13 protein-coding genes are annotated in these 14716 nt (G+C 71.2%); 10 read left to right on the forward strand and 3 right to left on the reverse strand.

Annotated features, from left to right (window positions below; translation table 11 throughout):
- Positions 1-2: 2 nt before the first annotated feature.
- On the forward strand, positions 3-755 hold the full coding sequence (locus tag ACIBJF_RS20725) for an ABC transporter ATP-binding protein (RefSeq protein WP_399175474.1): 753 nt from the start codon (positions 3-5) through the stop codon (positions 753-755).
- A 310-nt stretch (positions 756-1065) separates the two neighbouring features.
- The gene (locus ACIBJF_RS20730; protein WP_399175476.1) at positions 1066-1374 is read left to right on the forward strand and encodes an acetyl-CoA synthetase; all 309 of its coding nucleotides are present in this window, start codon (positions 1066-1068) and stop codon (positions 1372-1374) included.
- Positions 1375-1416: 42 nt separating this feature from the next.
- Here ACIBJF_RS20730 and ACIBJF_RS20735 read toward each other — a convergent pair whose 3' ends face one another.
- The 3 genes from ACIBJF_RS20735 to ACIBJF_RS20745 form a co-directional block, all read right to left on the reverse strand.
- Complete coding sequence (locus ACIBJF_RS20735) at positions 1417-4056, reverse strand: glycosyl hydrolase (RefSeq protein WP_399175477.1); 2640 nt, start codon at positions 4054-4056, stop codon at positions 1417-1419.
- Positions 4057-4162: 106 nt separating this feature from the next.
- Complete coding sequence (locus tag ACIBJF_RS20740; RefSeq protein ID WP_399175479.1) at positions 4163-5287, reverse strand: GNAT family N-acetyltransferase; 1125 nt, start codon at positions 5285-5287, stop codon at positions 4163-4165.
- Between the two features lie 286 nt (positions 5288-5573).
- Positions 5574-6446: a helix-turn-helix transcriptional regulator gene (locus ACIBJF_RS20745; RefSeq protein WP_365331127.1), complete on the reverse strand. Its 873-nt coding sequence runs from the start codon at positions 6444-6446 to the stop codon at positions 5574-5576.
- A gap of 140 nt (positions 6447-6586) precedes the next feature.
- Here ACIBJF_RS20745 and ACIBJF_RS20750 point away from each other — a divergent pair, with 140 nt between their 5' ends.
- From ACIBJF_RS20750 to ACIBJF_RS20785, 8 genes are all read left to right on the forward strand, one after another.
- The gene (locus ACIBJF_RS20750; protein ID WP_399175481.1) at positions 6587-7375 is read left to right on the forward strand and encodes an SDR family oxidoreductase; all 789 of its coding nucleotides are present in this window, start codon (positions 6587-6589) and stop codon (positions 7373-7375) included.
- Positions 7376-7433: 58 nt separating this feature from the next.
- Positions 7434-8363, forward strand: coding sequence for an SDR family oxidoreductase (locus tag ACIBJF_RS20755; protein ID WP_399175483.1), 930 nt, complete (start codon positions 7434-7436; stop codon positions 8361-8363).
- A gap of 26 nt (positions 8364-8389) precedes the next feature.
- A complete protein-coding gene (locus ACIBJF_RS20760) occupies positions 8390-8605 on the forward strand; it encodes a tautomerase family protein (protein WP_356311786.1) in 216 nt (71 codons plus the stop codon).
- A gap of 47 nt (positions 8606-8652) precedes the next feature.
- Complete coding sequence (locus tag ACIBJF_RS20765; RefSeq protein ID WP_399175486.1) at positions 8653-9084, forward strand: PaaI family thioesterase; 432 nt, start codon at positions 8653-8655, stop codon at positions 9082-9084.
- Positions 9085-9347: 263 nt separating this feature from the next.
- Complete coding sequence (locus tag ACIBJF_RS20770) at positions 9348-11909, forward strand: TIM-barrel domain-containing protein (RefSeq protein ID WP_399175488.1); 2562 nt, start codon at positions 9348-9350, stop codon at positions 11907-11909.
- A 124-nt stretch (positions 11910-12033) separates the two neighbouring features.
- A complete protein-coding gene (locus ACIBJF_RS20775) occupies positions 12034-13242 on the forward strand; it encodes a carbohydrate-binding protein (RefSeq protein ID WP_399175490.1) in 1209 nt (402 codons plus the stop codon).
- 128 nt (positions 13243-13370) lie between these two features.
- A complete protein-coding gene (locus ACIBJF_RS20780) occupies positions 13371-14141 on the forward strand; it encodes a polysaccharide lyase family 7 protein (protein WP_399175492.1) in 771 nt (256 codons plus the stop codon).
- A gap of 91 nt (positions 14142-14232) precedes the next feature.
- Positions 14233-14694 carry a hypothetical protein gene (locus ACIBJF_RS20785; RefSeq protein WP_399175493.1) on the forward strand — a complete coding sequence of 154 codons (462 nt, stop codon included), beginning with the start codon at positions 14233-14235 and terminating at the stop codon, positions 14692-14694.
- Positions 14695-14716 lie beyond the last annotated feature (22 nt).

The following is a 14716-nucleotide window of genomic DNA, read 5'->3' on the forward strand; positions in this document are numbered from 1 at the left end:
GGATGCTGCGCCTCGACTCCGTCAGCCGGCACTTCGGCGACACCCGCGTCCTGGACGGCATCAGTCTCACCGTGCCGGACGGCCAGCTCCTCAGCGTGGTCGGCCCCTCCGGGTGCGGCAAGTCCACACTGCTGCGCACCATCGCCGGGCTGCTGCCGGCGCAGGAGGGCACGATCACGATCGACGGGACGGCGGTGACCGGCGTACCGGAGCGGCTCGCGGTGGTCTTCCAGGAGTACGGGCGCTCGCTGCTGCCCTGGCTCACCGTGCGCGACAACGTGGCCCTCCCGCTGCGCCGCCGGGGCCTCCGGCGGGCCGCCCGCCGGGCCGAGGCCGAGACCATCCTCGAACGGGTCGGCCTGCACGGGGTCGCCCGGCGCCGTCCCCGTGAGCTGTCCGGCGGTATGCAGCAGCGTGTCGCCATCGCCCGCGCCTTGGTCTGCCGGCCCTCCCTGCTGCTCATGGACGAGCCGTTCGGCTCGCTGGACGCGGGCACCCGGGCGGACCTGGAGGACCTGTTGCTGGAGGTCCACCGGACGAACGACACGACCATCGTGTTCGTCACCCACGACATCGACGAGAGCGTGTACGTCGGCGACCGCGTCGTCGTCCTCTCCCCCGGCCCCGGCTCCCGCGTCGTCCGCGACCTGCCGGTCGGCCTGCCCGGTGACCGGGATCAGCTCACCACCCGGAGCCTGCCCGGATTCGTGGCTCTGCGCACCGAGGTCGGAAAGGCGGTACGCGGCAGGGGCTGAGGCATCCTGGGAGACGTACGCACGAAGGCCGGGAGGTGCTGTCATGCGGTGGTGGGCCGGTGGGTGCGCGATCGCCGCGGTCGTCGTACTGGCGGGGTGCGGGGCGTCGACCGGGCGGGAAGCGGGAGCCGGTGCCGGAGCCTCCGGGAGCCGGCCGGCACGGCCGTCCGGGTCGCCCCGCACTTCGGAGGCCCCGAGCGGCCCGGTGTCCCCCGGCAGGACGGACGCGCCCTCCGGTCGGGCGGTCACGCCCTCGGGTACGGGATCCGGGCCCTCGGGCAGCTGCGTCGCCGGGCACGCGGACGTCTCCGTGGCCCCGGGTGACCCGGTCCGGCGCCGGCTGTGCGTGCGCCCGGGGACGACGGTGACCCTCACCCTGCGACCGCGCCTGGACGACAAACGGTGGACGGGCGTGCTGAGTTCGGCACCCGCGCTCGTGGTCGCATCGGGCTGGCGGCTGGACGCGGACGGCACCGCGCACGCCACCCTGCGCTGCGCGGGCACCCGGGGCGGTACGGCGCACGTCACCGCCGCCGCCAAGGCACCGGACATCGCCGGCGCCGCCCGCACGGTCTTCACACTGGACATGGACGTGGTGCCGTACGCGCAGGAGGGGTGACCCCCGAAGGCTCGGGAGCCACCCCTCCGATTCGGCGGGCGGTCAGCGCAGGTCGCACACCTTGACGGTGTAGATCCCGCGGCCGTGCGTGGCGGCGTACAGCGTGCCGCCGCCGGGGCTCGTCTTGAGCTGGAGCACGGCGACGGCCGGCAGGCTGCCGATCCGCTGCCAGGTGGTGCGGCCCGGCGCACGGTAGACGACACCGAGGTCGGTGGCGACGGCGAGGCCGCCGTCCGCCGTCACCAGCGCGGAGTCGGTGGGCACGTCGGGCAGGTTGGCCGAGATGTCCTTCCAGGTCGTCCCGCCGTCGGTGGACTCGAAGACGTGGCCGACGCCGGCGCCGGGGCCCTCGGTCCAGTGCCGGGAGAAGCCGTTGACGGCGAGGAAGACGTGGTCGGCGTTCTTCGGGTCGACGGCGAAGCCGCTCAGGTAGCGGTTGGGCACCGTGCCGGCGACCGGCAGGCTGATGTCGTGCCAGCCGGTGCCGTCCGCGTTGCCGACGGCGATGCCACGGGCGAAGCCCTGGTTGTTGCAGGGGCCGCACCAGGCGGCGTAGATCTTCCCGCCGGACGCGGCGACGGCGGTCGCGACCCGGCCGGCGCCGAAGTCGTGGACGCTGGTCCACTCCTTGCCGCTGCGGATGGCGTAGCCGTGGGTCTGGACCCAGATGTGCCGGCCGCCGGCCACCCAGGTGTTGCCGTCCTTCATGTCCGCCGCGAGCGGGGCGATGAAGCGGGCCTCGCTGGTGGCGTTGTCGGGCGGGGCGACGGAGTACGAGGTGGCCTTGCTCGCATCGGTGACCCAGCTTCCGTCGTTCACCGCGCAGTTCTGCGTGACCTGGACCGCGAGGTAGACGTACTCCTGGGCGATGTTGCAGCCGTTGGCGGGGTCGGTGAGGGTGTCGCCGCCGTCGCCGCCGAAGTTGGAGCCCATCACCTTGTCGTTGCCGCGCAGAATCGACTGGCCGTTGTCCTGGAGCCCACCGGTGACGGACAGGCCGCCGTGGTCGAGGTCCTTGCCGATGCCGACGGAGTAGTACTGGAGGGTGTCGATGGTGCCGTCGTTCAGCGAGGTCCAGTCGGTGGCGTGGCCGGAGGCGTCCTGGGAGCCGGTCACCGGGCGCTTGTAGACGCCGCCGTCGTTGCCGACGTACACGAAGCTCTTGCCGTGGTAGCGGCCGATCGCGACGCCGTGCTGGTCGGAGTGGGTGGTCGGGTTGCAGTCACCGGTCTGCTTGGCCGGGTCGATGTTCCAGCAGGAGAAGGTGAAGTTCCAGTATGGGCCGACCGTCGACCAGTCGGCGCCGCCGTCCTTGGTCTCGTAGACCTCCTCCAGGCCCGCGTACACGTGCTGCGGGTCGCTCGGGTCCACGGTGAGGAACTGGTTGTACCAGGCCTGCACGCCGGGCATGTAACCGGCCGTGTTGAGCGCCGAGTTGTCGGCGGCCAGACCCTTGTAGTCGGCGATCTTCGTCCAGGGGCCGGTCGGTGAGCCGGACTTGGAGACGTAGATGCCCTCCAGGCCGCTGTCCGGGTTGGTGTTCAGCTGCTCCGGGGACTGGTCGATGGCGTAGTAGCGGGAGCCGTCGGCGGAGCGGGCGAAGGTGACGTTGCCGACGTTGTCGGGGTCGGCCGGGAGATCACCGAGGCCGCCGGTGATCCGGGTCCAGGTGCCGCCGACCTTGGTGTAGAAGCCGTTGTAGTCGTCGCCGCTGCGCCACCCGACGGCGAGGACCACCTTGGACGGGTCCTTGGGGTCGATGGCGATGTCGTTGGCGATGTTCTTGTACGGCGCGGTCGGGTCGCCGGCCTTCGAACCGCCCGGCAGGAAGTCGGGGTTGGGCGCGTACTCCAGCTTCCAGCGGCCGCTCAGCTTCTTCGTGGAGTGGCTCCACACGCCCTCGCTGGTGGCCGCCCACACCTTGCCGCCGCCGAACCGCAGCTCGTGGATGGTGGTGCTCTCCAGCTCGTCGCCGCCGACCCGACTGCGCGTGGAGAAGTTGCCGTGGTGCGGGTGCGTGAGGACGTAGACGCCGCTGCCGAGGTAGGCGTCGGCGTTGGTGGTGGCCTCGCCCGTGCCCAGCCACAGCCGGCCGGTGCCGTCGAGGGCGAGGGCGCCGGTGGACTGTGCGGGCAGCCGGTCGCTGATGGGCTGCCAGTGTCCGCCGCCGCTGTGCGAGCGCCACACGCCGCCGCCGGCGCTGCCCGCGTAGACGTAACCGTCGTCGTCGGCGGCGATCGCCGCCATCCGGCCGGTGACGTTTCCGCTTCCGCCGCTGGAGTTGGAGTCGATGTCGCGGTAGCGCGGGTCGTCGGAGTTGTACGGCAGGTCGGTGATGTTGCGCCACCTGCCGCCCGTGCTCCTGAGGTTGGTGAGGTCGTGCCAGGCCGCGCCGTACGCGCCCGGTGCGACGACACCCGGAGAGGTGCGGGCCTCGGCGTACTGGTCCGCGCCCTCGGCGATCTCGTCCGCCTCGTTCCCGTCGTCGTCGTCCGCCGCGACGTGCGGCGACATGGCACCCACGGACTGCGCGCGCTCCTTGGCGAGTTGGCCGAGGACCCGCACGCCGAAGGGGCTCGCCGATCGCCCCGAGGCGGCGGACGGGGGTATGGCGACCAGCGCGGCGGACGCGGTGAGCGCACAGACGGTGAACCACCGTCTTCTGCGGGTTGGTACGGACACCAGGGGCCTCCCGAAAGGCATCGACACTGCCGATGCAGGAGACCCGATCACGTGGGTGCGAAAACATCCGCCGCTTGGCGAACTTTTGACGAGAACCTGCCAGTAACTACCGCTCCGTAAGGCGATTCTTCCGGGCGGCGGGGGAAGCGGCCGCGCCCTGAGTGCGCACCCTGCCCACCGTCTTCAGCAGCCGGTCGGCCGGCGCGCGCAGCTGCGGATGGGCGTTGACCGTGTTCCGCAGCCCCCGCACCGGTCTGCGCCACAGCCGCTGGGCGAGCGCCACCGGGTGCGGACGGGCCGCGAAGCCCTCGGCGACCCGCAGTTCACGCGTCTTGAGCCAGTCCTTGTACTCCTTGTCCCCGCGCCCGAGGTCCACGAGGGTCACCCCGTGCCGGGCCGCCGCCTCGGCGGTGCGCAGATGCATCATCAACCCCGGGGAGTAGTAGTGCAGTTCGGGGTCGTAGGCGGTGAACCAGGCCGCCAGCACGGTGCTCGACCGGGGGCCGAAGTGGGCCGCGACCGGCCGGTCACCCGCGTACAGCACGGACAGCACTCCGGTGAAGTGCTCCTCGTGGACGCGGAAGAGATGGTCGACCAGGCCGACGATCCACGGCCGGGAGAACCGGTCCATGCGGCCGGTCCTGCGGTACTGCGCGGACTTCCACCGCATGAGGGTGCGCAGCGCCTCCGGGTCGCGCTCGTCGAACTCGAACCGCACCTCGCCGATGTCCCGGCCGAGCCGCCGTTCCTTCTTCAGCGTGGTCTTGGCCAGGCCCGGGTAGGTGCTCCGCAGCCACTCGGGGTAGCCGCCGTCGCCGGGCTTCACATCGATCACCGGGGAGGCGAAGGTGCCGGTGACGTGGGCCGCGAACGGTCGCTGCTCCTGGACGAGGTGGTCGAACTCGAAGATGCTGAGCCCGCAGGCCCGCAGCAGTTCCTGGGCGTTCCAGGTGACCCCGGGCCGGTGCACGAGGGCCTGGCAGTCGGACAGTCCGAGCCCGATGGCCCGTCCGGTGCCGAACGGCCCCCGCTCGTACGGGAAGAACCCGGCGGGCTCCCCGCCCTCGCGCAGGACGGCCACGCGTGCCCCGCGCCGGTACCGGCCGACGCCGATCGCGAACTCCGGCGCGAGGAAGGGGTTGGAGTACTCGGGCGACTCGTCCATCGCGTGGTGCCAGGCCCGGCGCAGCTCGGGCGTCAGCTCGCCGGGTCTGTGGATGGTGATCTCCACCTCAGTTCGACCGCCCTTCCGCAGGCTCCGCAAGCGGTGTGCCCGAGGCGGCACAGACCGGTGAGGCGTGTGGATCATGGCTCATGGATCGCATGGGCGACCGCTCCCCCCATGACGCGCCGGGCGCGTCCTGCCGCTCGTTCCGATGTGCGCCGCATCCCCTCCGCACGCGACTGCTCAAACGTCGCGAATCAGGGCGCACACTGTCAAGGGTGCCTCAGGCGACGGATGATCCGCCACGGGTCTTCCGACTTCGTGACAAGTCCGGTGCTGTCCCGCTGCTTCCTCAGCGGGACCGGTGCCCCGGCTCTTCCGCTGTGGCGCCCAGGTCCTGAGTGCCGATCACCGAGAGCAGCTCGAGCTGGGCGGCTCCCTCGGTGCCGGGCGGGGCGCTGAACCACAGCAGGCGCTGCCGGCCGTCCTCGCTGAAGAGGTTGTGACAGTCCAGCTCGATGACGCCGAGCGAGGGGTGGACGATCCGCTTGTGGTCGGTGCGGCGCAGGGCCACCTCCCGCTGCTCCCACAGCTCGGCGAACTCCGTGCTGCGCCGCAGCAGCGTGGCCACCAGCCGGGTGACGTCGGCGTCCTTGGCGCGCCGGGCCGCGACCGCCTGCAGGTCGGCGGTGAACACCCGGGAGTGGTGCGGATGGTCCTCGGCCGGGTAGAGCCCCCGGGCGGCGGGGTCGGTGAACCAGCGGTAGACGAAGCTGCGGTGGGGCCCGCGCCCGCTCGGCATCGCACCGAGCAGCGCCACGGCGAGGGGGTTCTGGACGAGCGGCTCGTGCAGGTCGGTGATGACCTGGGCGGGGGTCGTGGTGAGCCGGTCCAGCAGGCCGAGCAGGGCGGGCTGGACGAGCGCGGTGGGTCCGGACGCCTCGGCCGGCAACGGGCGGTCGGCGAGGTGGAACAGATGGTCGCGTTCGTCGCCGCCGAGCCGCAGGGCACGGGCGAGGGCGGCCAGGACCTGCGCGGAGGGCTGGGCGCCGCGGCCCCGCTCCAGCTCGGTGTAGTAGTCGGCCGACAGGCCGGCCAGCTGGGCCACCTCCTCGCGGCGCAGGCCCGGGACCCGGCGCCGCGGACCCGCGGGCAGGCCGACGTCGGCGGGGCGGACCCGGTCGCGCCGGGACTTCAGGAAGGCGGCCAGCTCGGCATGGTTCACGCCCTCCATGGTCGCGCGCCGGAGGATGCGTATCCAGGGGTTGCCGGCCCCAGGGTGAGCGCAGCCGTGGCTGGCCCGGACACGGCGGCCCAGGCTGAAGGAGCACTTCCCGCACCGCCCCGTCCGGCAGGAGACCGCTCATGTCCGCTCAGGAAACAGCCACCCAGGAAACGACCGTCCAGGAATCGGAACCGACTGCCCGGCCCCGCGTGGCCGTGGTCACCGGAGGCTCGCGCGGCATCGGCCGGGCGACGGTGAGCCGGCTCGCCGCCGAGGGGTACGCCGTGGTGGTCGGGTACGCCGGCAACCGCGAGTCGGCCGAGGCCGCCGTCAAGGAGGTCACCGCGGCCGGCGGCAGCGCGGTCGCCGTGCGCGCCGACGTCGCCGACGAACAGCAGGTCGCCGAGTTGTTCGGGACGGCCGCCACGCGGTTCGGCGGGGTCGACGTCGTGGTCCACGCGGCCGGCCGGATGTATCTCGCGCCGATCGCCGAGCTGGACCTCGCGGAGCTGGACGCGATGCACCGCACCAACGTCCGCGGCACGTTCGTGGTCGCCCGTGAGGCGGCCCGCACCCTGCGCCGGGGCGGCTCGTTCGTCGCCTTCTCCACGTCCGTGGTGGGCCTGGCCTTTCCCGGCTACGGCGCCTACAGCGCGAGCAAGGGCGCGGTCGAGGCGCTGACCCTGGTACTGGCCCGCGAGCTGCGCGGCCGGGACGTCACCGTGAACACCGTCGCCCCCGGGCCCACGGCCACCGAGCTGTTCCTGGACGGCAAGGACGAGGACACCATCGCGCGTCTGGCCGCCCAGCCGCCGCTGGAACGCCTCGGCACGCCCGCCGACATCGCCGAGGTGGTGGCGTTCCTCGCCTCCCCGGCCGGCCACTGGGTCAACGGCCAGGTGGTACGCGCCAACGGCGGCATCGTCTGACCCTTCCCGTCCCGGCCCCGCCCCGATCCCAGCCCGATCCACACGCCATCGAGGAATCATGACTGCGGACACTCCCCGAACGACCACCGACACGCCCCGGACCATCCTGGTCACCGGCGCCTCCAGCGGCTTCGGCGCGCTGACCGTGCGCGCCCTGGCCGACGCCGGTCACACCGTCTACGCGGGCATCCGGCAGACGACCGGCCGCAACGCACCCGCCGTGGCCGGCCTGGACCGGTACGCGGCCGAGCACGGCGTGTCCCTGTACGCCGTAGAGCTGGACGTCACCTCCCAGGACTCCGCCGACGCGGCGGTGGACCGCGTGCTGGCCGCCGAGGGCCGACTGGACGTGGTGGTGCACAACGCGGGCCACATGGTCACCGGGCCCGCCGAGGCCTTCACGCCCGAGCAGCTCGCGGACCTGTACGACGTCAACGTGCTGGGCGCCCAGCGCGTGAACCGGGCCGCGCTCCCCCGGCTGCGGGAACGGGGCGAGGGCCTGCTGATGTGGATCGGCAGCTCCAGCACGCGCGGCGGCTGCCCGCCCTTCCTGGGGCCGTACTTCGCGGCCAAGGCGGCGATGGACGCGCTGGCGGTGAGTTACGCCGGTGAGCTGGTCCGGTTCGGCATCGACACCGCGATCGTCGTGCCGGGCGCCTTCACCTCCGGCACGAACCACTTCCTGCACGCCGGCACCCCCGCCGACATCGGGCGCGCTGCGGCCTACGACGAGCGCTACGGCACCCTGCTGGCGGAGCTGGACAAGCGGCTCGCGGCACTGATCCCGCCGGACGCGGACCCGGCTCAGGTCGCGGAGGCCGTCGTACGCCTGGTGGAGCTGCCCGCCGGCCGCCGACCGCTGCGCACCCATGTGGACCCCGCCCGTGACGGCAGCGAGGTCGTCTGCGCGGTCGCCGACCGCATCCGCGCGGAGTTCTTCCGCCGCGCCGGCCTCGACGACCTGCTCATGCCGGGCAGTTCCCTCTGACACCCCTCGACCAAGGAGGAAAAACCATGCCGTTCGCGAACTTCAAGGTTCCCGCCGGAAGCCTGGACGACGAGCAGAAGGAGCTGATCGTCACCCGTACCACCGAGTTGTACGTCGAGATCTACGGCGAGCGGGCCCGCGCCGGCACCATGGTCCTGGTGGAGGAGGTGGCGGACGGCGGCTGGGGCATCGGCGGCGGTGTCCTGAAACTCGCCATGCTCCAGGAGCCGGCCGGGGGCTGACTGGCACACTGCCCGATCATCGTGGCACTCACGAAAGGCGGTACACCATGTCGACCACTACCCCGCGCGGCGTCCCCGAGCCCGCCGAGCTCCTGGCCGTCATGCCGTTCGCTGCCGCGTTGGGCATCGAGCTGCGCGAGGCCACGGCCGAGCGGGCTGTCGGCAGCCTGGCCTGGTCCCCAAAGGCGTGCACGGCGGGTGGCGCCCTGCACGGCGGCGCCCTGATGGCGCTGGCGGACTGCGTCGGGGCGGTGTGCGCCTATCTCAACCTGCCCGAGGGGGCGACCGGTACGTCGACGGTGGAGTCCAAGACCAACTTCCTGCGGGCGGTCACCGGCGGGCACGTCGATGCCACCGCCCGGCCGCTGCACCTCGGCAGCACGCTCATCGTGGTGCAGACGGACCTGCGCGACGACCGGGACCGGCTGGTCGGCCAGACCACGCAGACCCAGATCGTCCTCCGGAAGAACGCGGACTGAGCGACCCGCGCGCGAAGGCCGGCCCCCGCTGTCGAGGGGGCCGGCCTTCGTCGTGTCCGGCCGGGTTCGAGGCCCGTGTCCGGCCGGCTTCCGGGCCCCGCGCTCTTGGCATGAACCTGCGTCAACCCCGAGGTTCCTGCTTGAAGTTGCTCGATTGAAGCTTGTTTCGAGCGCTTGTGAGCACAGGAGCAAGAACAGTCAGTCCGCAGTGCTGCGAGGGGAGCTGTTCCGCCGTGCAAAGACCGCGAAGACTCCGCCATCGTGTGCCGTGGCCGGCCTGGGTACCGCTGGGGCTGGCGACCGCCCTGGCGGGAACCCTGCTCGCCGCCCCGGTGCCCGCCCAGGCCGCCGCCACCGCCTCGGGTGCCGTACTCGACCCCGCTCACAGCAGCGTCGGCTGGCAGGGCCCGGTCTACGCCAAGGGCACCGGCGGCGGCACCGAGAGCTGTCCCGACCCGGCCGCCGACCCCGACGACAAGGTCTGCGACCGCTTCGACCTGACCGTCCCGGTGCCGGACGGCTACTGGGACGACAACCCCGAGGGCGGCGTCCCGCTGTCGATCAAGTGGGAGAGGCCCTCCGACGACTTCGACCTGTACGTCTACGACGACCACGGCAAGCAGGTGGCGTCCAGCGCGGGCACCGCCGACCCGGAGGCCACGGTGATCCCGCGGGCGTCGGGGACGTACCACGTGGTGGTCGTGCCGTACGACGTGCACGACAACTCCTTCACGGGCACCGCGTACCTGCCCGCCACCACGGACGCCGGCGATCTCACGTCCTTCTCCGGCGCCGACGGCACCTACACCGTCAAGGCCGGGCAGCTCACCGCGCGGGCCGATTTCCTGACCGGAGGCCAACTGCGTCTGCAGGCCGACCCGTCCGGCTCACCGAGTGATCCGGCGGGCACCGCCATCGTGCGCGAGCTGCCCCCACCGGAGCGGCGCACCTCGTCCTTCGACGCCGGTGACTACTACGGCATCCGCTCACCGCAGGCCGTGCTGCGCGTGTACAAGAAGCCGCTGCGCTGGTCGACCGGCGGTATGCGGCAGAGCCTGGTGCGGGGTGCCGACGAGCAGTTCTTCGGCGGCGGCGAACAGAACGGCGGCTTCTCGCACCGCGGGCAGACGATGTACGTGGCCAACAGCTTCGACTGGAACGAGGGTGGTTACAACAACTCCCAGCCGTTCTATCTCTCCAGCGCCGGCTACGGCGTTCTGCGCAACACCTTCGCACCAGGCGTGTACACCTTCGGCTCGCCGGTCACCACCGGGCAGCAGGAACGGCGCCTGGACGCCTACTACTTCCTCGGGAACGCCAAGCAAGTCATCGGCAAGTACACGGCGTTGGTCGGCAGGCCCTTCATGCCACCGGTGTACGGTCTCGAACCCGGCGACTCCGACTGCTACCTGCACAACGCCAACCGCGGCGAGCGGCACACCCTGGACGCGCTGAGGATCGCCGACGGGTACACGGACAACCAGATGCCGCTGGGATGGATGCTCGTCAACGACGGGTACGGCTGCGGGTACGAGAACCTGGAGCAGACCGCCCAGGGCCTGCGGGACCATCACGCCCAGCTCGGCCTGTGGACCCAGGACGGCATCGACAAGCTCGCCGACCAGGTCAGGGCGGGCCAGCGGGTCGCCAAGCTGGACGTGGCCTGGGTCGGCAACGGCTACAAGTTCGCGCTGGACGCGTGCGACGCCGCCAAGAAGGGGATCGAGGACAACAGCGATGTGCGCGGCTTCGTGTGGCTGCCGGTGTCCTGGGCGGGCGCCCAGCGCTGCGGGGTGCTGTGGAGCGGCGACCAGAAGCTGTCCTGGGACTACATCCGCTGGCAGATCCCGACCTATGCCGGGGCGACGATGTCCGGGATCGCCTACAACACCGGTGACGTGGGCAGCATCTACCGCCACGACGCCACGATGTACGCCCGCGACCTGCAGTGGAAGGCGTTCCTGCCGGCCATCATGACCATGGACGGCTGGGCGACCGACCTGACCACCAAGAAGCCCGCCGATCAGCAGCCCTGGCTGGACGGCGAGCCGTACACCTCCATCAACAGGAAGTACCTGCAGCTGAAGGAGCGGCTGCTGCCGTACATGTACACGCTGTCCGCCGAGGCGACGAAGACCGGTGTCGGCGCGATGCGTCCGCTGTGGCTGGAGTACCCCGACGACCCGAACACGCTGTCCGACCAGGCGAAGTACGAGTTCCTGTCCGGCCCCGACTTCCTCGTCGCCCCGGTCTACCAGGACTCCGACACCCGCGACGGCATCTACCTGCCGAAGGGCACCTGGACCGACTACTGGACCGGCCGCACCTACCAGGGCCCGACCACGGTCGACGGCTACCACGCCCCGCTCGACACGCTCCCGCTGTTCGTGCGCGAGGGCGCGATCGTTCCGATGTGGCCGAAGGGGACGACGAGTTGGCAGACCCGGGACCGGCACGAGCTGGACTGGGACCTGTATCCGGCGGCCCACGGCACGAGTCGCTACACGCTGTACGAGGACGACGGGGTGACCCGCGACTTCGCCGAGGGCGCCGCCGCCACCCAGCGGGTCTCCCTGCACGCCGACGGCGGCGGGACGACCGTCTCGGTGGGGGCGAGCAGGGGCGACTACGCCGGCAAGGCGGACGCCCGCTCCTACCGGTTCACCGTGCACGGAGGCGTGGCGCCCGCACGTGTCCTCCTCGACGGCCGCCAACTGCCCGTCTCCGCCTGGTCGTACGACGCCGGCACGCAGGTCACGACCGTCACCGCACCGAGCCTGCCACTGGACCGGGGTTTCACTGTGCGACTGGTCGACGGGAGGTAAAGAGGTCGTATGGTCTAGTCCAAAGAGAGCGTTGGTCTAGTCCAACTTCTTGACGTGACCGCAACAGCTCCCGGAGGGTGGGGCTCCCCGCCCTGGGGACTCCCCCACCCTCTGGAGGCACGCAGTGAGACGTCTTCGGGCATGTCTGGGCGCGGCGGCGGCCGTCACGCTCGCCGCCGCCGGCACGACCGCGCTCGTTTCGAGCAACGCCTCGGGCGCGACGAGCGCGCTGAGCAACCGCTGGTACGCCGCCGCCCCCTATCTGATGCCGCTGGACAACGACCCGCCGGACCCGGCCGCCATCATGGACGCCACCGGGCTGAAGGCCCTCCAACTGGCCTTCGTCCTCGCCCCCAACGGCGGCGGCTGCTCACCCACATGGGGTGGCACCGCGCCCGTCCCCTCGGACACGGCCGTGCAGTCGCTGATCAACACGATCCGCGCCAAAGGCGGTGACGTCTCCGTCTCCATCGGCGGCTACGGCGGTACGAAGCTCGGCCAGGCCTGCGCGGACGCGGCGTCCACGGCGGCGGCCTACCAGCAGGTCATCACCAAGTACGGGCTGCACGCCATCGACTTCGACCTGGAGGAACCGGAGTACGAGAACAGCGCGGCCATCAGGAACGAGATCGGCGCGGCCAAGATCCTGCAGCAGAACAACCCGGGGCTGTACGTCTCGGTGACGACGGCCGGCACCGCGGAGGGCACCGGCTGGTTCGGCAAGCAGATGCTGCTGGAGGCCAAGTCCCAGGGCTTCACCCCGAACAACTTCTCCATCATGCCGTTCGACGGCGGCTTCAACGGCGCGGCGAGCCAGACCAGCGCGCTGGCCAATTTCAACTCCATCCTGCAGTCGACCTTCGGCTGGGACCAGGCGACCGCATACGCCCACGAGGGCTTCTCCGGCATGAACGGCCGCAGCGACACGGGCGAGTACTTCACCCAGGCCGACTTCCAGACGGTGCTGGACTACGCGACGAGCCACAACATGGACCGCTTCACGTTCTGGTCCCTGAACCGCGACCGGCAGTGCACCCCGCCCGACAACGGGGGCCGCACGTCCGGGACGTGCTCCAGCGTCACGCAGAACTCCTGGGACTTCGCGAAGTACTCGGTGCAGTTCGCCGGCGTCACCCCGCCCACCACCACACCGACGCCGACCCCCACCCCGACGCCGACCTCCTGCAAGCCCGCGTGGAGTTCCACGGCGGTGTACACGCAAGGCAACGAGGTCTCGTACAACCAGCACAACTGGAAGGCCAAGTGGTGGACCCAGAACGAGGTGCCGGGCGCCTCGGAATGGGGGCCGTGGCAGGACGAGGGCGCCTGCTGAGCGCACTTGACGTGTCTGGTTCAGACCTCTAGCTTCTCGGGTCATCAGCGACCAAGGATGCGTTCAGCGTTCATCATGCTGAACGCATCCGCTGTGTCCGGCCTTCGCTTCCAAGAAGGAACCCCCACATGACCCGATCCCGGCTCCTCGCGGTGCCGACCACCGCGGGCCTCGCTCTCGCCCTCCTCGGCAGCCCCAGCGCGGTCGCCGCCGACCCGCATGTCGCCCCCGGCGGCAACTTCGACCTGTCGGTCTGGGAGCTGCAGGAGCCCGTCGGCTCCCCCGGCAGTCCCACCACCATCTCCTCGTCCCGGCTCCAGGGCCCGAACGGCTACCAGGACGCGTACTTCTACACCGACACCCGAGACGGCGCCATGACCTTCTGGGCGCCCGAGAAGGGCGTGACGACCCCGAACTCCAACTACGCCCGCTCCGAGCTGCGCGAGATGAACCGCGACGGCAGCACCGCCGACTGGGCGCTGTCCGGCTCACACAGGATGAGCGCGACCCTGCGCGTGGTGTCCGTCACGAAGAACGTGTGCGTCGGGCAGATCCACCTCGGCAGCGGCGGTTCCTCCACCAAGCCGCTGCTGGAGCTGTACTACCACGCGAACGGCGACATCGTCCTCGGCACGGAGAACTCGCCGTCCGGCGGACAGACCGCGCACACGGTGGGGCACGTGTCGATCGGCAAGACCTGGAGCTACACCATCGCCGTATCCGGCGGGAACACCATCGACCTGACCGTCAACGGCGCCACCACCCACTACGGCGTCCCGTCGTCGTTCCAGCAGTACAAGCAGTACTTCAAGGCCGGCTCCTACAACCAGTCCTCTTCGGACAGTACGACCAACGGCGCCCGTGTCGCGTTCTACGGCCTGACCGTCGTACACGGGTGACACGCCGCACGACCTGCGCGATTGGTGGAAACGGCCGCACGGTCGTAGCGTCGAGTGGACGGTCGAACACAGCACGACGGTGGGAGCGGCCATGCGCGGAGCACTGGTGGGAACGGCGGTCACCCTGGCGGCAGGAGCCCTGCTGACCACGGCAATGACGACGGCCTCGGCCAGTCCTCCGACCTCTCCCGGGACCGGCGTGGAGGCCAGTACGGCCCGGCCTGTACTGGTGGACTGCTTCTTCCACCGGAACGTCCGCCCGACCGACTTCATCCTGGCCTGCGGCGACGGCAACAGCCGGCTCACCGGACTCCACTGGACCCAGTGGGGTCCGGAGGGGGCGAAGGCCGAGGGCGTGAACTGGGTCAACGACTGCAAGCCGTACTGCGCGGCCGGCACCTTCCATCAGTACCCGGTCGTCATCCGGCTCAGCGGCGAGCGGCAGTGGAAGAAGCATCCGTCCTTCGAGCGCTACGCGCAGATCAGCCTGACCTACACCGGCGCCCGGCCGGAGGGCTTCAACCAGGTCATGACCTACCCGCTCTGGGACTGAGGTCCCACGAGCGGGTAGGTGC

The sequence above is a fragment of the Streptomyces sp. NPDC050743 genome (assembly GCF_044456925.1).
In the GTDB taxonomy this organism is placed as follows: domain Bacteria; phylum Actinomycetota; class Actinomycetes; order Streptomycetales; family Streptomycetaceae; genus Streptomyces.

What these genes read in the sequence shown, in the direction of transcription:
- ACIBJF_RS20760 (WP_356311786.1), top strand. Translation starts at nt 8,390, where the DNA reads ATGCCGTTCGCGAACTTCAAGGTTCCCGCCGGAAGCCTGGACGACGAG.
- ACIBJF_RS20765 (WP_399175486.1), top strand. Translation starts at nt 8,653, where the DNA reads ATGTCGACCACTACCCCGCGCGGCGTCCCCGAGCCCGCCGAGCTCCTG.
- ACIBJF_RS20780 (WP_399175492.1), top strand. Translation starts at nt 13,371, where the DNA reads ATGACCCGATCCCGGCTCCTCGCGGTGCCGACCACCGCGGGCCTCGCT.
- ACIBJF_RS20755 (WP_399175483.1), top strand. Translation starts at nt 7,434, where the DNA reads ATGACTGCGGACACTCCCCGAACGACCACCGACACGCCCCGGACCATC.
- ACIBJF_RS20750 (WP_399175481.1), top strand. Translation starts at nt 6,587, where the DNA reads ATGTCCGCTCAGGAAACAGCCACCCAGGAAACGACCGTCCAGGAATCG.
- ACIBJF_RS20785 (WP_399175493.1), top strand. Translation starts at nt 14,233, where the DNA reads ATGCGCGGAGCACTGGTGGGAACGGCGGTCACCCTGGCGGCAGGAGCC.
- ACIBJF_RS20725 (WP_399175474.1), top strand. Translation starts at nt 3, where the DNA reads ATGCTGCGCCTCGACTCCGTCAGCCGGCACTTCGGCGACACCCGCGTC.